The organism is Zwartia sp., from assembly GCF_049655405.1.
Lineage (GTDB): Bacteria > Pseudomonadota > Gammaproteobacteria > Burkholderiales > Burkholderiaceae_B > Zwartia.
This window is the reverse complement of sequence record NZ_JBASJR010000009.1, coordinates 159,265-178,149: the sequence shown is the minus strand read 5'-3', so window position 1 is coordinate 178,149 and position 18,885 is coordinate 159,265. Positions and strand designations below refer to the sequence as shown.

Annotated in this window: 16 protein-coding genes and 1 riboswitch; of the genes, 7 read left to right on the top strand and 9 right to left on the bottom strand. The window is 54.0% G+C overall.

All coding sequences use genetic code 11. The annotated features are described in order from the left end of the window. Positions 1-9: 9 nt before the first annotated feature. From WBJ47_RS06670 to pxpB, 3 genes are read right to left on the bottom strand one after another with little or no spacing between them, the layout of a single operon-like run. The gene (locus WBJ47_RS06670; protein ID WP_422244668.1) at positions 10-765 is read right to left on the bottom strand and encodes a LamB/YcsF family protein; all 756 of its coding nucleotides are present in this window, start codon (positions 763-765) and stop codon (positions 10-12) included. Between the two features lie 11 nt (positions 766-776). After that, positions 777-1,784: a biotin-dependent carboxyltransferase family protein gene (locus WBJ47_RS06665; protein WP_422244669.1), complete on the bottom strand. Its 1,008-nt coding sequence runs from the start codon at positions 1,782-1,784 to the stop codon at positions 777-779. Next, entirely contained in the window at positions 1,781-2,500 is a 720-nt protein-coding gene (pxpB, locus tag WBJ47_RS06660) for a 5-oxoprolinase subunit PxpB (protein WP_422244670.1), read from the bottom strand. The genes WBJ47_RS06665 and pxpB overlap by 4 nt, the downstream gene beginning before the upstream one ends. A gap of 125 nt (positions 2,501-2,625) precedes the next feature. Between pxpB and ubiE the strand changes: the two genes are divergently transcribed. From ubiE to rfaE2, 6 genes are all read left to right on the top strand, one after another. Then, entirely contained in the window at positions 2,626-3,366 is a 741-nt protein-coding gene (ubiE, locus tag WBJ47_RS06655) for a bifunctional demethylmenaquinone methyltransferase/2-methoxy-6-polyprenyl-1,4-benzoquinol methylase UbiE (protein ID WP_422244671.1), read from the top strand. A 110-nt stretch (positions 3,367-3,476) separates the two neighbouring features. Continuing rightward, positions 3,477-4,451 (top strand): Tim44 domain-containing protein, encoded by a 975-nt coding sequence (locus WBJ47_RS06650; RefSeq protein ID WP_422244673.1) that lies wholly within the window; start codon positions 3,477-3,479, stop codon positions 4,449-4,451. A gap of 111 nt (positions 4,452-4,562) precedes the next feature. After that, positions 4,563-5,225 (top strand): ubiquinone biosynthesis accessory factor UbiJ, encoded by a 663-nt coding sequence (locus WBJ47_RS06645; protein WP_422244675.1) that lies wholly within the window; start codon positions 4,563-4,565, stop codon positions 5,223-5,225. After that, positions 5,222-6,775 carry a ubiquinone biosynthesis regulatory protein kinase UbiB gene (gene ubiB / locus WBJ47_RS06640; RefSeq protein ID WP_422244677.1) on the top strand — a complete coding sequence of 518 codons (1,554 nt, stop codon included), beginning with the start codon at positions 5,222-5,224 and terminating at the stop codon, positions 6,773-6,775. The genes WBJ47_RS06645 and ubiB overlap by 4 nt, the downstream gene beginning before the upstream one ends. An 80-nt stretch (positions 6,776-6,855) precedes the next feature. Further along, positions 6,856-7,725, top strand: coding sequence for a ferritin-like domain-containing protein (locus WBJ47_RS06635; RefSeq protein ID WP_422244710.1), 870 nt, complete (start codon positions 6,856-6,858; stop codon positions 7,723-7,725). 12 nt (positions 7,726-7,737) lie between these two features. Next, on the top strand, positions 7,738-8,226 hold the full coding sequence (rfaE2, locus tag WBJ47_RS06630) for a D-glycero-beta-D-manno-heptose 1-phosphate adenylyltransferase (RefSeq protein ID WP_422244711.1): 489 nt from the start codon (positions 7,738-7,740) through the stop codon (positions 8,224-8,226). Between the two features lie 21 nt (positions 8,227-8,247). On the opposite strand, the gene WBJ47_RS06625 is transcribed toward rfaE2, so the two are convergent. From WBJ47_RS06625 to WBJ47_RS06605, 5 genes are all read right to left on the bottom strand, one after another. Then, entirely contained in the window at positions 8,248-8,928 is a 681-nt protein-coding gene (locus WBJ47_RS06625; protein ID WP_422244679.1) for a protein-L-isoaspartate O-methyltransferase family protein, read from the bottom strand. 55 nt (positions 8,929-8,983) lie between these two features. Then, entirely contained in the window at positions 8,984-9,835 is an 852-nt protein-coding gene (gene thiD / locus WBJ47_RS06620; protein WP_422244680.1) for a bifunctional hydroxymethylpyrimidine kinase/phosphomethylpyrimidine kinase, read from the bottom strand. Next, positions 9,832-10,641, bottom strand: coding sequence for a thiazole synthase (locus tag WBJ47_RS06615; RefSeq protein ID WP_422244682.1), 810 nt, complete (start codon positions 10,639-10,641; stop codon positions 9,832-9,834). Before WBJ47_RS06615 ends, thiD begins: the two co-directional genes overlap by 4 nt. 29 nt (positions 10,642-10,670) lie before the next feature. Then, positions 10,671-11,501, bottom strand: a complete 831-nt coding sequence (locus tag WBJ47_RS06610) for an ABC transporter substrate-binding protein (RefSeq protein ID WP_424585623.1) — start codon at positions 11,499-11,501, stop codon at positions 10,671-10,673. A gap of 80 nt (positions 11,502-11,581) precedes the next feature. Further along, positions 11,582-13,558, bottom strand: coding sequence for a TonB-dependent receptor domain-containing protein (locus WBJ47_RS06605; protein WP_422244686.1), 1,977 nt, complete (start codon positions 13,556-13,558; stop codon positions 11,582-11,584). Between the two features lie 66 nt (positions 13,559-13,624). After that, a riboswitch (cobalamin riboswitch) is annotated at positions 13,625-13,827 on the bottom strand. Positions 13,828-13,961: 134 nt separating this feature from the next. Here WBJ47_RS06605 and metH point away from each other — a divergent pair. Next, positions 13,962-17,735, top strand: a complete 3,774-nt coding sequence (metH, locus tag WBJ47_RS06600; RefSeq protein ID WP_422244687.1) for a methionine synthase — start codon at positions 13,962-13,964, stop codon at positions 17,733-17,735. A 45-nt stretch (positions 17,736-17,780) separates the two neighbouring features. On the opposite strand, the gene WBJ47_RS06595 is transcribed toward metH, so the two are convergent. Continuing rightward, entirely contained in the window at positions 17,781-18,875 is a 1,095-nt protein-coding gene (locus WBJ47_RS06595) for an acyltransferase family protein (RefSeq protein ID WP_422244689.1), read from the bottom strand. Between the last annotated feature and the right edge of the window lie 10 nt (positions 18,876-18,885).

Sequence of the window (18,885 nt, the reverse complement as noted above, 5' to 3'; positions counted from 1 at the left end):
TTTTCACATTCACACGCCGACTTCGATCCCCTCGGCACGTAAGGCTTCGCGGATGGCTTTGGCAAAGGTCACTGCACCAGGTTGGTCGCCATGGATGCACAGCGTATCCGCGCGGACCTTGACGATCGTCCCGTCGTTGGCAGTCAAGGTGCTGGTCTTGACCATCTGTAGCACTTGCTTGATGGACTGCTGCACGTCCGTAATCATGGCGTTTGGCTGGTTGCGCGGGCTTAGGGTGCCGTCAGGCGCATAGTTACGATCGCCAAACACTTCGCTGGCCACGCGTAGGCCGATGGATTCGGCGATCGGAATCATCTGACTGCCGGCCAAGGCAAAAAAGACTAGGTCTTTATCGACATCATAAGTGGCTTGAGCCAGTGCGCGCGTGAGGCCTTCATTTTTAACCGCCATGTTGTAGAGCTGACCATGGGCCTTAACGTGGCGCAAGCGTGCGCCTTGCGAGGCGGCTACACCGGCGAGCGCACCGATCTGTACCACCATCATGTCGTAGGCTTCTTGGTCTGTGATCGCCATATTGCGGCGGCCAAAACCTTGTAAATCAGGCAGGCCTGGATGGGCGCCAAGGGCCACACCATGTTTGAGGGCTGCTGTGACCGTTTTGCGCATGGTCGCAGGGTCTCCGCCGTGAAAACCACAGGCAATATTGGCCGAAGAGACAAACGGGAGGATTTCCTCATCGTTGCCCATTTTCCAGGCGCCAAAGCTTTCGCCCATATCGCAATTCAAATCAATACGTAGTGCCATGATTGAGGTCCTTAGTGATTAAGCAATAAAGTGCGCACGGGCGCGAGCGCCTGTGCAAGGTCGATAAATGCACGTGTCCGGGCAGTGTCAAGCGCTTGCGCCGCCTCAAGTGAAACGAGCTCAAACTGCATGATATCGCCAGGCCCCATCTGTGCAAGCAAAGGTAGATCGACAGTCGCAACATAGGCGATTTTTGGATAACCGCCCGTTGTTTGCCGATCGGCCATCAGCACAATCGGCTGACCACCTGCAGGGACTTGTATGGTGCCAAACGTTGTTGCCTCAGAGATCATCTGTCTGGGTTTAGTCATCAGAATGTCTGGACCTTGCAGGCGATATCCCATGCGTTCGGAGTCAGGACTGATTCGATAAGGCTGAGTCAGCAGCGCCTCGCGGCTGGCGGGTGTGAACTCCTCCCATTGCTGACTTTTAATCAAGCGGATTCGTGCACGCGTCGAGCCAGAAATCACGCCTGGCAGATAGAGTTTGACTGACCATAGTGCAAGCGCAAGCGCCTCAAGGCCGTTGCCATCTTTACCGATTTCATCGAGGGGACGCTGCAAGGGAATTTCATCTCCACGCTTGAGCGCGCGTCCATGCCAGCCGCCAAAGTGGCTGCGCAGGTAAGTGCTTTGGCTGCCCAGCACGTCGGGAATAGCAAAGCCGCCATGCACAGCTAGATAAGCGCGTGTGCCATATTTTCTGGCACCAAACTGAAGCTCGTCTTGCGCACGGATGATCAGGGGGCGATTCATCGCGACGGGTTTACCGTTCAATGTTGGGCTCAGATCTGCGCCACACACGGCGATGCAACAGGCTTGGGTAAATTGCAGCGCGGGTCCTGTGATAGTGATTTCCAGGCTCGCCAAGTCTGTCACATTGCCGACCAGTGTGTTGGCGAGTCGATGAGCGCGCTGATCCATTGCGCCGACAACTGAAACGCCCAGCGGCTGGTGGCCGGTGCGACCCTCGTCCTGAAAGCTCGAAAGCATGCCTGGCTTGAGAATTCGAATCGTCATGCGGACACCTGCGCGAGTTGAGCGGCAAGGTGGTCGTACTCTTGCTCAGAGATAGAGACGAAGCGAACCTGATCACCTGGAAGCAACAGTGAGGGCTGCGCACGGTTGAGATCAAAAAGTTTGAGTGGTGTGGCCCCTAAGATGTGCCAGCCGCCGGGTAAGAGTGTGGGATAAATGGTGGACTGACAGTTGGCAATGGCAACCGAGCCTGCGGGTACTGCCGTACGCGGCACATCTCGTCGAGGCAGCGCGAATAAAGGATCATGTACGCCAATATAGGGGTGCCCAGGTGAAAAACCGAGTCCAAACACCATGCTGCCAGGCCGCGTATGAATCTGGATGACTTCTTGTTCGGTCACGCCGATTTTCTTTGCGACCTCGGAGAGATCTGGACCATGTTTGCCGCCGTAGCACACGGGAATATCGACCTGTCGAGCAGAGTTTGTGGTTTGAATCAGGTCCTGAGCAAGGGTGTCCCGCACTTGTGCGCAGAGCGTGCCAAAGTCAGTGCCGCCAAGGTCTACGCCAGGGGTGTAGTAAAGCGCAACAGCGGTGTAGGAGGGCACAATATCAGTGACCCCTTGAAGCTGTGCCCGCCCAAGTGTGGCGGCGGCAGATAAGCAGAGTTGACCTGTTTCTAAGCGGATGGTGTCGCCAAAGTCAATGCTGAGGCAGCGGTCGCCTTGGGGGCGCAGTGTGTAAGTGTTTGGGGACATGCGGATTGATGTGTTCGGTTGCAGTGTGACGCCTCACGGCAAAGTGTATGCAGTTTATGCCTTTTATCGTTGTAGAGGCTGTTGAGAGATTAAACTCGAAGTTGCATGAATTTGAGCGAATGACTATGTCCCAAGAAAAGACGCATTTTGGTTTTCAAACTGTCGAAGAGTCCGAAAAAGCCGGCAAGGTCGCCCAGGTATTTCATTCCGTTGCGTCCCGATATGACGTGATGAATGATCTGATGTCGGCAGGACTGCATCGGGTCTGGAAGTCCTTCACCATTGGGCGTGCAGCTGTCAGGCCGGGCATGAAGGTGCTTGATATTGCTGGAGGAACCGGTGATCTTGCGCGCGCCTTTGCCCAGAAGGCAGGTCCTCAAGGCGAGGTTTGGCTCACGGACATCAATGATTCAATGTTGCGCGTCGGACGGGATCGCTTGCTCGATGACGGCGTGGTTCTGCCGTGCGCGGTATGCGATGCGGAGCATTTACCTTTTCCGGACAATTATTTTGACCGTGTGACGGTGGCGTTTGGTTTGCGCAACATGACGCACAAGGACCGCGCTTTATCAGAAATGACGCGCGTGTTGCGCCCGGGTGGTAAGTTGCTCGTGCTGGAGTTTTCTCGCATTGCTAAGCCCCTCGCCCCTGTGTACGACTGGTACTCGTTTAACGTGCTGCCCTGGCTGGGCAGCAAGGTCGCGGGAGATGCTGATAGTTACCGCTATTTAGCAGAGTCGATTCGCATGCATCCGGATCAAGAAACTCTTAAGGGCATGTTGGAGCAGGCAGGGTTGTCGCGGGTGCAATATTTCAATTTGTCGGCAGGGCTGACCGCGTTGCACGAAGGCATCAAAATGGGTTGAACATACCCATACTTTAAATTTGTTCAGCTTTTAGTCAGATTCAGTTAAAATTCAGTTTGTATTGAACTTTTGTTTTTTACTTGCAGGCGTCGAACGCCTAGGAGCACACAATGTCCCGTCCCTTGATTCGTTTTTTTGCTGCAGCTTTAGTGGCAATGAGTGGATTTGCCCTCACCGCCGTGACCTTCGACGCCGAAGCCGCTCGCGTTGGCAAAGGTGGCAACAGTGGTCGACAGTCCAGCAACGTGACTAGTCAGAAAGCTGCCCAACCCGCAGCGGCTACCAGCGCCACTCAGAAAACCGCCGCCGCACCTGCTGCTGCAGGCGCAGCATCGGGTGCATCAAAATGGCTGGGTCCTTTGGCGGGTATTGCCGCCGGTCTCGGTATCGCGGCATTGTTGTCGCACCTTGGTTTAGGTGGAGCTTTCGCCGACATGCTGGTGATGGCCTTGATTGCCGGTGTGGTGATCTTTGGCGTGATGTTCATTTTGCGCAGAATGCGTGGTCCTCAGCCAGCAGCTCAGGGCGCCGGTGCAGGGAACGCTCCATACGGCGGCAATGTGTCCAGCCCTTCAAACGGGATGATGCGCGAAAGCCACGAACCTGCTGCGCAAGCGCCGGTCGCTTTGCCTGCCTCTGCAACAGGCGCGATGTCGGCCGCTGGATTTGGTTCAGATGCACCAGCACCTGACCAAAACTGGTTTATCCCAGTTGACTTTGACACGCAGCGTTTCCTGAGCGAAGCCAAAAATCAGTTTATTTCGATTCAAAAAGTTTGGGACAGCGGTAATGTCGCTGAAATGCGTACTTTCCTGACAGACGATTTGATGAAAGAGTTGCAGGCTCAGTTGAGCGGTCGCATCGAAGAAAACCATACCGAGGTTGTCTTGCTCAACGCTGAGCTGCTTGGTATCGAAAAGGTGAGCGATGGTCATTTGGCAAGCGTGCGTTTCTCCGGCATGTTGAGAGAGCAAGCAGGCGCTGAAGCCTTCCGTTTTGAGGAAGTCTGGAACCTGTTTAAGCCTGAGCAAGGTGGTTGGTTGCTGGCTGGTATTCAGCAAGTCCCAGTGAGCCAAGCAAGCTGATCGCTTAGTTTATTGAGGTGAATCAGATAAAACGCCCGCAAATGCGGGCGTTTTACTTTGGATGTGACGCGACAACCGCTAAAATGGTGGATTGAATTTAGTCTGATCAAGGTGAACCGTATTTCCGCCACTCTTTTTGGTTTTTCGCCCATGCATCCAGTCCAGGTAATGGCTGTGGCGCTCAATACCCTGACTCGACAACAGGTTTGGGCCGCGCAACGTTTGGCGCAGCATGCGGGGAAAACTGTGCGGATTTGCGTGGGTGGCTTTCAACTCAATTGGAGCATCGGGTCGGACGGTCAGTTGACGCACGCCTCCGAAGACTCAATACCTGATGTGACGCTTGAGATTCAGCTCGAAAAACTGAGTCCCCTGGCATGGCTCAACGCCCAAAGCCGCCCAGACATCGCCGAATATGTGCATGTTTCTGGTCAAGCGGCACTCGCACAAGTGATGTCCGAGCTCGCGCGTGATTTGCGCTCCGATCCAGAGGACGCGTTGTCCCGGTGGGTCGGCGATGTGCCCGCCCGTCGTATCGTGCGTGGCGCTCAGCAAGCGTTTGGCGCTGCTCAAACGCTTGGCAAAAGTCTGACCCAAAATCTTGCTGAATATTTGTCTGAGGAAACCGATGCGTTGGTGGGTCGTCCTGCCATGACGTCACAGTTTCAGCACCAATCGCAGCTGTTGCGCACACTTGATCACCTCGAGCGGATGCAATCAACATTAAAGATGCGCACCCAAAAGCTTGAGCGTGCCAGAGGGTTTTCCAAATGATGTCCGTGCCACGTTTAATGCGAATTGTGGTTGTCGCGCTGCGCTATCGTCTGGATGAGCTGGTGTTGTCTGGCATTAGTCATCCCGTGGCTGCTCGGCTATTATGGTTAGTGAGGCTGGGGTCTCGGCCCACGATGCCGAGAGGGTTGAGATTACGACTGGCGCTTGAGTCTCTCGGGCCGATTTTCGTCAAGTTTGGCCAAGTGCTCTCTACCCGGCGAGATTTAATACCTCCCGACATTGCGGACGAGCTGACACTTTTGCAGGACCGTGTCGCACCATTTCCTTCGGAACAAGCTGCAGCCATGATTGAGGCAGCACTTGGCGCCCCGACTTCCAAGCTTTTTGCGCAGTTTGATAAAGATCCTGTCGCCTCTGCTTCGATTGCTCAAGTGCACTTTGCTGTCTTGCATGACGGGCGACATGTTGCCGTCAAGGTGCTCAGGCCTGGCATGCTTGAGGTCATTGATAAAGATCTCTCTTTGATGCGCGTGCTCGCTGGTTTGATCGAGCGACTCGCCCCTGATGGACGCCGCCTCAAGCCTCGTGAAGTGGTCGGAGAGTTTGACAAGCATTTGCACGATGAGCTGGATCTGCTGAGAGAGGCGTCTAACTGTAGTCAGTTACGTAGAAATTTCTCTGACGAGGGTCCGCGCCCCAATTTATTATGGGTTCCCGAGGTCATGTGGGATTATTGCGCCACCAATGTTTTTACGATGGAGCGCATGTATGGCGTGCCAGTGAGTCAAATTGAGCGACTACGTTCGCTCGGAGTGGATATTCCAAAACTGGCCCAAACGGGCGTTGAAATCTTTTTTACCCAAGTGTTTGATGATGGTTTTTTTCATGCGGATATGCACCCTGGCAACATCTATGTCTCTGATCGACCAGAAACACTTGGACGCTACATCGCACTTGATTTTGGTATCGTAGGGTCCTTGTCTGAGTTTGATAAAAACTACTTAGCGCAAAATTTTCTTGCTTTTTTCCAACGCGATTATCGACGGGTTGCGCGTCTGCACATCGAATCAGGCTGGGTCCCGCCGACGACACGTGAAGAAGAGCTGGAGGGGGCGGTGCGAGCAGTGTGTGAGCCTTATTTTGACAGGCCACTGGCTGAAATCTCCTTGGGTCAGGTACTGTTGCGACTCTTTCAGACGTCACGGCGCTTTAATGTCGAAATTCAGCCGCAATTAGTTCTCTTGCAAAAGACCCTTTTGAATGTGGAAGGACTTGGTCGGCAGCTGGATCCGCAGTTAGACTTATGGAAAACGGCCAAACCATATTTAGAGCGTTGGATGCATGAGCGGATCGGGTTCACGGGCATCAAAAAGAAAGTCCTCAAGGAAGCTTCGCAGTGGTCCCAATGGCTTCCTGAGTTTCCACGATTGTTGTACGCGCAACTCTCTCGTCCGGACGTGTCGTCCGAGTTGCTCTCTGAGTTAAAGCGTTCGCGTCAAGCGCGAGAGCAAAGCAACCGTTTGTTGGTTGCATTAACGGGTGTGGCAGCCCTGGCATTGGGTGTGGCGCTTTGGGCGCTCATTCGGTGAGTTTGTTAGTTAAACCTTCAGCGATCGATCACTTTAATTGTGTATAAACGGTCTGAGCTGAATCTTTAAGGCAGTGAATGATGCTTTACACAGAGCTTTTTAAGTCCATGGAGTCAGTGCGCTGGAATATGGCGACAGATATCCCTTGGCACGATTTCGATCGCAGCAAGCTCACTGATGAGCAGGCGCAAACCATCAAAATGAATGCCATTACTGAGTGGGCAGCGTTGCCCGCAACGGAAATGTTTCTGCGCGACAATCGCGATGACAGCGACTTCTCGGCTTTTATGTCGGTTTGGTTTTTCGAAGAACAAAAGCACTCTCTCGTCTTGATCGAGTACTTGCGTCGCTTTGCACCTGATTTGGTTCCAACCGAAGAAGAGTTGCACCGTGTTCGATTTGAGTTTGATCCCGCTCCACCACTTGAAACGCTCATGTTGCATTTCTGTGGTGAAGTGCGTCTCAACCACTGGTATCGGCGTGCGGCAGACTGGCATACCGAACCTGTCATCAAGGCAATCTATAACGTGATTGCTCAGGATGAGGCACGACATGCGGGAGCCTATTTACGTTACATGAAGCGCGCGTTGACGCAGCGCGGCGGCGAGATTGCCACGCAGGCCCGCATTGCCTTTTCAAAGATTGGTGTACTAATGGCCTCGGCGCATCGTACTCCGCAGGCGCTGCATCCAACGAATTTGCATGTCAACAAAGACATGTTCCCGAACGATACCGTACAGTCAAAGTTGCCCGAACCAGGTTGGCTTGAGCGTTGGCTCGACAATCAAATTCACTTTGATAAAGACTGGGAAGGTAAGGTCAGCACGCGTATTTTGCATAATATGTCCCTGTTGATGGACAGCTCCTTTAAGACGGTTCAGGATTTGAATCGTTATCGCAAAGAGCTTCTGCGTGCCGTGCCGGTGGTCGCTCAAAATCCAGCGGCTTAAGCAGTGAGTGTTGTGATGCGTGCACGTTTTGAAGATAAGATCCTGTCGCCTGAGGTGTGTGCACAACGCATCGCCTCCGGGGACTGGGCGGGTCCTGTGGTGTTTACCAATGGGGTCTTCGATATCTTGCATCGTGGCCATGTCACCTATCTGGATCAGGCTGCACAGCTTGGCGCAACGCTGGTGGTGGCGATCAATACCGATGCCTCTGCGCGCAGACTGGGTAAGGGACCAGATCGCCCCCTCAATAATGAGAACGATCGCGCCGCATTACTTGCCTCGCTTGCTTGCGTATCTGCAGTGACTTTTTTTGACGAAGACACCCCCGTTGCGCTGATCGGCTTGTTGAGGCCTGACATCATTGTCAAAGGGGGAGATTACGATATGCAGGTATTGCCAGAGACTCGGCTAGTCGAGTCTTGGGGCGGTAAAGCGGTCGCAATACCTTTTGAGTTTGCGCGGTCAACGACCGCGCTAGTGACAAAAATCCGCCAAACTTAATCCGCCAAACTTAGCGCGGACTTAAAATTTGAACTTGGATGGGCAAAACCCACTGAGGGGTTTGATCACAGTTTCAAATAATGGTGTAGTTTCAAAGCTCGCCGCTGTGGTGCGTGTGACACGATAAGCTGTCATCGCAGGGGCTTGACCCACCACCACCACCATTCGACCACCTTCGCAGAGCTGATACTTGAGTGCATCAGGGATGGCAGGGAGTGCGCCTGTCACCAAGATGGCGTCATATTCGGTTGTGCCCCAGCCATTGCTGCCGTCTCCAGTCTCAACTTTGACATTGTTGATCCCGGCTTGTTGGAGGTTGAGTTGAGCAAAGGCGGTCAGGCGCGGGTCGATTTCGATGGATGTGACGCCACGTGCGATATGGGCAAGCAGGGCGGCTTGATAGCCAGAGCCTGTGCCCACTTCTAGCACGCAGTCGTCTTCTTTGAGCTGAAGCAGCTGTGTGAATTTGGCTTCGAGCTTGGGGGCGAGCATTGTTTGATGCGTTTCGCCGGCCGAAATCGTAAGAGGAATCTCGAGATCTGAAAAGGCCAGTGAACGATAGGTGGAAGGAACAAAAAGTTCGCGTCTGACGCTAAAGAGCGCCTCGAGAACTTTACTATCAGAAACGTCCCAAGGGCGAATCTGTTGTTCGATCATGTTGTAGCGCGCGCGTTCGATATCAGGCAAAGTATTGGCTTTCATAAAATCAACGGGGCGACAAGTCAGTCGCTCAACAATGTCACATGGCGGAAAACCCTCATTGTAAGGGTTTTCCTGCCCATAGTTTGTGAAAGTGGTGAACAGGGCCATGGCCGTGCCCAACGTGAAGGGAATCTGCGTGCAAGATCGCCTGAATTAAGTAATCTTTTGCCATTTTGGTAGCGATGGGCACGCTTTCGGTCTGAGGTAGGAGGGCCGTCAGGGCGGACGACAGCGTGCAGCCCGTCCCGTGTGTATTGCGTGTCGGGATCCGATGGCCAGGTAACTCGATCATCTGATCGCCATCGTGCAAGATATCAATGGTGTCATTGCCAGGCAAGTGCCCCCCTTTCACGAGCACCCAACGGTGTCCGCCGTGCGTCATCAGGTTGCGTAGACGTTCGGCGACGCGTCGCATCTCACGCACGGTTTCGACGCTTCGCATCTCCAGCAATACGCCAGCTTCAGGCAGGTTTGGGGTAATGATCGTGGCGAGTGGAAGCAGCTGTTCTCTGAGTGCGCCAACGGCTTTTTGTTCGAGCAGCAGATCACCACTTTTGGCCACCATGACCGGATCCAACACAATATGTTCAGGCTTGAAATGACCTAAACGATCCGCCACCACTTCAATGACGCCTGTCTGACCCAGCATGCCAATTTTGGTGGCATGGATCAGGACATCGGCAAACAGCGTATCAATCTGCGCGCGGACAAAAGGTGGATTGACAGGCGAGATATCGGTCACCGCCTGCGTGTTTTGCGCAGTGAGCGCTGCAACCACCGCGCATGCGTATGCACCCAGTGCACTCATCGCTTTGACGTCGGCCAGAATGCCGGCTCCCCCAGAGGGATCCATGCCTGCGATGGTGAGTGTGTTGGGAATCAGGCGTGCCGTTTCGGTTTGACTCATGAGGGGCTCTTTGGCGTGATCAAGCCCGTGGTGGGTGAACTCGGTGCAGCCTGATAGGTTTTGCGGGGAACGCGACCGGCGAGAAAGGCCTCACGGCCCGCTTCGACACCTTTTTTCATGGCACTGGCCATCAGCACAGGTTGTTGCGCCCCTGCAATCGCTGTATTCATGAGTACGCCATCGCAGCCAAGCTCCATGGCAATGGTGGCATCTGAGGCAGTGCCAACACCGGCATCCACCAAGACAGGCACACGCGCCTGATCAATAATCAAGCGCAGGTTCCAAGGGTTGAGGATGCCCATGCCAGAGCCAATGAGGGACGCTAGCGGCATGACGGCCACACAGCCAATATCCTCAAGCATGTGGCATTGGACAGGATCATCGGTGCAATAGACCATCACGTCAAAGCCGTCTGCCACGAGCGTTTTCGCGGCGGCGAGCGTTTCAGGCATGTTTGGGAACAGAGTGTGTGGATCGCCGAGCACTTCGAGTTTGACCAAGCGATGTCCGTCAAGCAGCTCACGGGCCAGGCGCAGGGTACGTACGGCGTCTTCCGCGCTGTAGCAGCCCGCCGTGTTGGGCAGCAGCGTGAATTGACTAGGGGGTAAATACTCAAGCAGGCTGGGCTCTTGGGTGTTTTGTCCAATATTCGTGCGTCGAATGGCGACCGTGATGATCTCAGCCCCGCTCGCATCAATCGCTTGGCGCGTCTGTTCGAAATCTTGGTATTTACCGGTGCCGACCAAAAGTCGGGATTGATAAGTTTTGCCAGCGATAATCAGCGGATCTGTGGAGGCGTTCTTCATAAGCATTCTCGGTTGTATGGCGTCACCCGCTATTTTCGGGCTTGTTCAATGATGCTGCAAATTGCTTTTGCCGCTTCAATCAGTCTTGGACCGGGACGATAGAGTACATCTGAATCCATCACGTAGACGCGTCCTGCCTGTGCGGCCGGCAAATTCAGGTGTGACCAGTACTGTTGTGTGGCGGCGTCTTGAACGGGTGTTGCTGTCGCACCGACTCTGCCGAGCAATACCAGCGCCGGGCGTTGTGCCAATACACTTTCAGCGCTTATTTTAGGCGCGATTGCCGCAGAAGCCTCAAAAACATTGACGCCTCCACAGGCCTCGACCACGTGAGAGAGCAGATGCGATCGATTGAGAGAATATTCGGGAGGCTCGCCGACTTGCAAAAACACACGTACCGGCGGTCCAGCAAAAGGCGTTTGATTGAGCTGATCAATTTGAACCCTAAGAGCGGAGGCGCGAGACTGTGCGATATCCTGTGTGCCAAGTAGGACACCAAATTTTTCGATGGTGTTCGGAATGTCGTCGAGTGTCTTTGGGGCACTTAAAAAAGACGGGATGCGCAGCGCATTGAGCGTTGAAAATTGTGATGCTTGCCAGCCAATCAACAGATCCGGTTTTTGGCGCAACACGACCTCCGGTTCTGGCTGTAAGCCTTCGCCGATTCGAGGGAGCGTGCGTGCGGCTTCTGGAAAATCGCTGGCATGGACAGTTGCGGCGATTTGAGCGCCGCCGCCCGCAGCAAAGACCAGCTCGGTTGCATGGGGCGAGAGCGTGATGACGCGACGGGCGGGTGCTGCCAATTGAATGTTAGTGCCACGATCATCGGTGACGCGTGTTTGTGCATGGCTGTGAGGCATTAACGCCAGACACGCCATTACACTTGCACACGCCAAGACAACGTTTTTCAACACAACATATTGACCCTCAATGTATTGCACTACATTTTGAGTGCGAGATTTACAAAGACATTCGACCCTGGTGTGGCATAGCCCTGTACGAGTGTGTATTGCTTTGCAAAAATGTTGTTCCAGCGAACCTGGATGTCGGTATTTTCCGTCAGAGGATAGCTTCCGACCAAATTCATGAGTCCGAAACCACCCAGCGTATCGTTGGTGAGTGCGTCGCGCCGTTGGCTGGTCACGAACAGTTCACCGCTCAGTTTTGCTTTACCCAGGTTTTGATCGACCGCCATTTTTAACACGCGCTGGGCGCGTTGAGGCAGCAGCTCACCCGTATTGGCATTGCGGGGATTTGACCAGTCAAAGCTCCCTTTGATCAGCGTGTTGCGTCCCAGTTTCTGTGAACCGGTGAGCGTAATGCCCGTGATCAGCGCGCGATCAATATTCATCGGCGTGTAAGGCGAGTAGAAATCTCCGGGGATAGAAGGCTCGTTCAAAATCAAATTGTCGATGTTGTTTCGATAGAGCGTGAGGCCGAGTTGCGTATTGTCCGTGGTGTACTTCAGGCCTGCTTCAACGTTTTGCGAGCGCTCGGGTTGCAGCAACGGGTTACCCATAAAACTGGGCGTCACCGGCCAGTAGAGTTCATTGAAATTAGGTGCTCTAAAGCCCGTATTGGCGCCGATGCTCGCTTTCCAGCGCGGAGTCAGTTCGAGGCCGTAAGACAGGCTGCCAGTCGTGACGTTGCCAAACTGAGAGTTATTGTCGTTGCGCACGCTCGCCTGAACAGATTGTGCCCCCCAAGTGCCGCGATAAATTGCTAATAACGAATTGGTAAAGCGCGAGGTTTGTTGATAATTTACCAACCCGGGAGAAATGTTGTCGACTAAGGCGCCGTCGACACTTTGCTCAAGCCTTTCGTAGGCAAGGCTCACGATTTGAGTGGGTGAAAACGTCAGATCATTTTGCCAAACATACTGACTCTGATTGGTTTTGAAGTGTTGTTTCCCATCCGGGGTGTTGTAGAAATTTTGCGTGGCATCGACGTTGATGGTTTTGTAGAGGTCGGTTGAAAACCCTGCTCTGAGCGTACTCGTCCAAAACGAGGAGATCACATTGCGACTCGTGAGGATATTGTTGCTGAGGGTTTGAATGCCACGATCACCAAAATACGGGGCACCAGCGTCGTAGCTACCGTTGACCTTGGACTGGTAGGTTTGCAAGGTCAATGTCTGACCGGGTTTCCAGGTATAGCCGAGTGAACCACCGATATTGCTGCGGTAGTAGGAATCATTGTCAGGGTTTTGATAGTAATTAGAGCGTTGCGTGGCGTTAAAGCCCGCACTTTGGCCGTAACCACCAAACAAACTGTAGCTCCAGCCGTCTTTGGCCCCTGAAAAGCCTGCATCGTATTGAGTGGTTGCATAGGTACCAACGCCCGCATTGGCATAGGCCGAAAAGGGTCGGTCTGTGTCGCTGCGCGTGATGATGTTGACCACTCCGCCAATGGCGTCGGCGCCATACAAGCTGCTGCTGGTGCCTCGAACGATTTCAATACGTTCGATACTGTTGAGGGGAATCGCATTAAGCGGAGGCAAACCGTTGGTGGCGTTATTGACGCGTACGCCATCGATCAAGACGAGCGACTGGTTGCTATTGGTACCGCGAATATTGATGGTGCTGACGGTTTGTGGGCCGCCGAGGTTCACGCCCTCAATGCTGTGCTCGCGAATCAGTGCGTCTGAGAGCGTGCCGTTGGGTAACGTGTCGAGCGTCTCCCGCGTCATGACGCTGTTGTCCCCCAAGGTTTGCGACAACGGCTCAGGCGTTCGCGCCGGCGTGACGACGATGGTGGCGAGCTGAGGGACTTGAGCGGAGGCTGGGGCGGGCAAGGGCTGCGCCAGCGCGCTGCTTGGGGAGGTGAGGTTAAGGGCGATGCCAGAGGCAAATGCGCCAGAAATCGCTAGAGCAATAGAAAAACGACCGGATTTGAGCCGGCAAACAGAGTGATGCATGAGAAACCTCGTAGTGACGTGCGTCCCCGCACATCCTGAACGTTCAAAAGGAAGAGTTCTAAAGAGCCCATCCCACTTGAACTGGCCGGTATCGGGCTGGCGTCAGGTGGGCTTCATTGTTGAAGGACCAGACGTTGACCGTTGCGGGGGCAGCACAGGCACGAAGATCCGTATGGATCCGTCTCCCTGTTTCCCGTTTAACTTTCCCAATGCACGATGTTGCTTGTGGCAACAAGGTTTTTACATCGAAAGCACCAATTCTTACATTACTGTATCACAGTCCCTCTTTTGTTAAACTGGCAAGTTGTTTTGCTGCGCATTGTGCGAAGGATTTTGCTTACCGGCCCAATCCTTTTAGCAACCGAGTCTGCTACCCCGGACCTCACGTTTTTTTTGACTCATCATGACCTATCCAACACTGCCCTATCCCATCGAGCGCTACACCAGAGGCGCGGCATTTGCCCGCTTATTGGCCGAGCGCATCTTGATTCTCGATGGCGCAATGGGCACGATGATTCAGACTTACAAATTATCCGAGGCGGATTTTCGCGGCAGTCGTTTTGCAGCGCATGGCAAGGACGTCAAAGGCAACAACGAGCTTTTGTCGATCGTGCGCCCCGATATCATTCAGGCGATCCACGAGCAATACTTCGAGGCCGGTGCCGATGTGGTGGAGACCAATACGTTTGGTGCGACGACCATTGCGCAGGGTGATTACGACTTACCCGAGCTCGCCTATGAGTTAAATCTGGAGTCGGCACGCTTGGCGCGCGCGGCCTGCGACAAGTTCAGTACGCCTGAGCGTCCGCGCTTTGTTGCCGGCGCCCTAGGGCCACAACCCAAGACCGCATCCATCTCTCCTGATGTGAACGACCCAGGCGCACGGAATGTGACGTTTGACGAGTTGCGCGTGGCTTATATCGAGCAGCTCAATGGTCTGCTCGACGGCGGCGTCGATTTGATTTTGATCGAAACCATTTTTGATACGCTGAATGCCAAAGCGGCGATTTTTGCGGTCGAAGAGGTGTTTGAAGCACGCGGCGAACGTCTGCCCGTGATGGTATCCGGAACAGTGACAGATGCTTCGGGTCGCATCTTGTCTGGCCAGACGGTCGAGGGTTTCTGGAACTCGGTTCGCCATGCCCGTCCTATCACGATCGGTCTGAACTGCGCGTTAGGCGCGGCGCTGATGCGTCCCTACATCGCCGAGCTGGCTAAGATTTGTGACACCTATGTCTGCGTGTATCCGAACGCAGGCTTACCCAACCCAATGAGTGAAACAGGTTTCGACGAGACACCTGCTGATACCTCTGCTTTGCTTGAGGAGTTTGCGCGCTCTGGACTCGTCAACGTGGCGGGAGGTTGCTGCGGCACGACGCCCGAGCACATCAAAGCGATCGCGGATAAGGTTTGCAGCTTACCGGTGCGCGCTGTGCCAGAGATTCCTGTTAAGACGCGCCTGTCAGGACTCGAGGCCCTGAATATCGATGGCGAGACCTTGTTTGTGAACGTCGGCGAGCGTACTAACGTCACGGGCAGCAAAATGTTCGCGCGTCTGATTCGCGAAGAGAAATACGACGAAGCGGTTGCTGTGGCGCGTCAGCAAGTCGAGAGCGGTGCGCAGATCATCGATATCAACATGGACGAAGCCATGTTGGATTCGGCGGCGTGTATGCATCGGTTTCTGAACTTGATCGCCTCCGAGCCCGATATCGCGCGCGTGCCGATCATGATCGATAGCTCCAAGTGGTCCGTGATCGAGACAGGACTCAAGTGCGTTCAAGGTAAGTCGATTGTCAACTCGATTTCCCTCAAAGAAGGCGAGGAGCCTTTCCTCAAACAAGCGCGGTTGTGCCGTCGTTACGGTGCAGCAGCGGTGGTGATGGCTTTTGATGAAAAAGGTCAGGCCGATACGCTTGAGCGTCGCCAGGAAATTTGTACTCGCGCTTACAACTTGTTGATCAACGAGGTCGGCTTCCCACCCGAAGACATTATTTTCGATCCTAACGTGTTTGCGATTGCAACGGGGATCGAAGAACACAACCATTACGCGGTCGATTTTATCGAGTCGACTAAATGGATCCGCGCAGCGCTTCCGCATGCGCGTATCTCTGGCGGCATTTCGAACGTCAGTTTCTCGTTCCGTGGTAACGAAGCCATGCGCGAGGCGATTCATACGGTCTTTTTGTATTACGCCATTCGCGAAGGCCTGACGATGGGTATCGTCAATGCCGGTCAGTTAGGTGTGTATGCAGAACTCTCTCCTACGCTGCGTGATCTGGTCGAGGATGTTGTGCTGGATCGCCAACAGCCTGTAGGTTTAACTGAGGCGAATGACACGCGCACTCCGACCGAGCGGCTGGTGTCGTTTGCGGATTCGGTCAAAGGCAGTGGTGCCAAGCGCGAAGAAGACCTCACCTGGCGTGAACAGTCTGTTGAAAAACGACTCGCGCATGCCATGGTGCATGGGATGACGCAGTTCATCATTGAGGATACCGAAGAAATTCGCCAGCAGATCGCTGAGCGCGGCGGTCGCCCGATTGAGGTGATCGAAGGTCCGCTGATGGACGGCATGAATATCGTGGGAGATTTGTTCGGTGAGGGCAAGATGTTCTTGCCGCAGGTGGTCAAGTCCGCACGCGTGATGAAACAGGCGGTCGGTCACCTTGTGCCGTTTATCGAAGAGGAAAAAAAGCTCATTGCAGCGGCAGGTGGTGATGTGCGCGCAAAGGGCAAGATCCTGATTGCGACGGTCAAAGGCGATGTCCACGATATTGGTAAAAATATTGTGACTGTGGTGCTTCAGTGTAATAACTTTGAAGTCATCAACATGGGCGTGATGGTCCCCGCGGCTGAGATCTTGAATCGCGCTAAGGCTGAAAAGGTCGATATCGTTGGTTTATCGGGATTGATTACGCCTAGTCTCGAAGAGATGGCGTATGTGGCCAGCGAAATGCAGCGCGATGAGTACTTCCGCAGCCGCAAGATTCCATTGATGATTGGTGGCGCCACCACCAGCCGTGTGCATACTGCCGTCAAGATTGCGCCGCATTACGAGGGCCCTGTGATTTATGTGCCCGATGCGAGTCGCTCGGTTGGCGTTGCACAGAACCTCGTCTCAGAGACCGCCAATACCTACCTTGAAGAGTTGGCGCTAGAGTACGAAGACGTCCGTCGCCGTCATGCCAACCGTCAGGTTGCGCCCTTGATGTCGATCGCAGATGCGCGGGCAGCTAAACCCAAGTTTGACTGGTCTACATATCAACCACCACGCCCCAAGTTTATCGGTCGACGTACCTTTAAAAACTTTGATCTTGCTGATCTCGCCCGCTATATCGACTGGACGCCATTTTTTCAAACGTGGAGCTTGTTTGGACAGTATCCCGCGATTCTGGATGACAAGGTTGTGGGCGAACAGGCGCGTAAAGTGCATATCGATGGGCAGGCGATGCTCAAGCGCATCATTGACGGTCGGTGGTTAACAGCCAATGGCGTGGTCTCTTTTTATCCCGCCAACACGGTCAATGATGATGACATCGAAATCTATCAAGACGAGACGCGCGAAAAGGTGCTGTTTACGTGGCGCGGCTTGCGTCAGCAAGGCATCAAGCGCGAGGGTGTTGAAAACAAATGTTTGGCGGACTTTATCGCACCAAAATCTTCGGGCGTCATGGACTACATCGGTCTCTTTGCTGTGACGGCCGGGATTGGTGTCGACAAGAAAGAAAAAGAATTTGAAAAAGCCAATGATGATTATTCTTCAATCATGTTTAAGTCGTTGGCGGACCGCATGGCAGAGGCTTTTGCCGAGGCCTTGCACGCGCGTGTCCGAACGGATTTGTGGGGCTATGTGCCAGACGAGTCCTTGACCAATGAGCAGATGATCAAGGAAGCCTATGTCGGCATTCGACCCGCTCCAGGCTATCCAGCGTGCCCTGAGCATGTGGTCAAGCGTGAAATGTTTGAGGTGCTGGATGGTGCGGATATTGGCATGATGCTGACGGAAAGTTACGCAATGCATCCCGCGGCCAGCGTGTCAGGCTTTTATTTCAGTCATCCGCAGTCGCAATACTTCAGCGTGGGCCCGATTGGCGAAGATCAGGTCGAAGACTATGTCAAACGTTCTGGCCGGACAGCTGCGGATGTTAAACGAAGCTTGGCGCCCAATCTTGGTTAGGTGAGTGGCGCGGTGTGTCTCAAGGGCACCGCGCGGTCACCTTATTTATCGGTTGTAGGACTCAAGCGCCAATGTGACCAGTATGCCCGTGACGAGTAGAGCCGTGGTGAGGTTCAGTCCAAGCACACCAGGTCGGGACTCTACGAAACGATAGAGCACTGCACCGCCCGCAATGGATACGGCCACGGCGACTGCGATGCCAAGCAGATTGATCAGGATGCCGCTCGGAAACCATACGCTCCAGAGTGCATTGATGCCGATAATCAGGCCATAGTGAATTAAAAAAATCGAATAAGAGCGTTCGCCTAGCCAGTGCAAACGGGCGGAGCGTGGCCATTGTTCCAGCCAGCCACGTGCACTGGCAATGCTGAGTATGAGCGCGCTGACCGTTGCGGTTGCAACAGATTTGCGAAACTCGATGCCGAGTGCGACCAGACCAAGTAAGGCAATGAGAATCAGAAACCAGCCTTTGGCAGGCGTGCGCGCCGCCCAATAGGACAGCATACCGAGTCCGTAGTACCCAAAGAAGTAAGGCGCAGCGATTTCATATTGCGAGTGCAGGCTGAGGTGCCAGAGCGACCATGCTGTCAGTGCCGTGACTACGACGGGAAGCAAGCTGTGCCAACGCGCAGGCATCATGTGAATGAGCGCAATCAGCACCATCGTCAAGGCAAACAGCTGGAAGTCCACCGCCACGTACCAAACTCCGGCTGATAGTGCTTCGAGGCCGATTAAGTCATAGAGTAGAAAGAGGTGGGCGAGCAGTTGGCCGATCGTGGGTGCCGCCGAAAGTGATGCGTGTTGAAACCACGGACGAACAAGCGCTGTGATGAGCGCCGCGAGCGTGACGGCAAAGAGAAAGGGGGTGATGAGGCGTTTGTAGCGTTTCCAGACCAGAGGGCCCGGGTTGATTGGCGTTGTGCATCCCTTGGGTGCAAATTGTGAGGCGACAAAATAGCCCGCCACGACAAAAAAGAGCTGAACGGCTAGGCGGCCATACACGACGATTGCGTCGATGAGTTGAGAATAAACGGCACCGATGACTTCTGACATCGGGCCGTATACCGCTAAATGATGCACCACAATCACAAGACAAGCGATACCCTTTGCGGCATCGATAAAGGGGAGCCTGCGTGCCATGGGTGGTTGC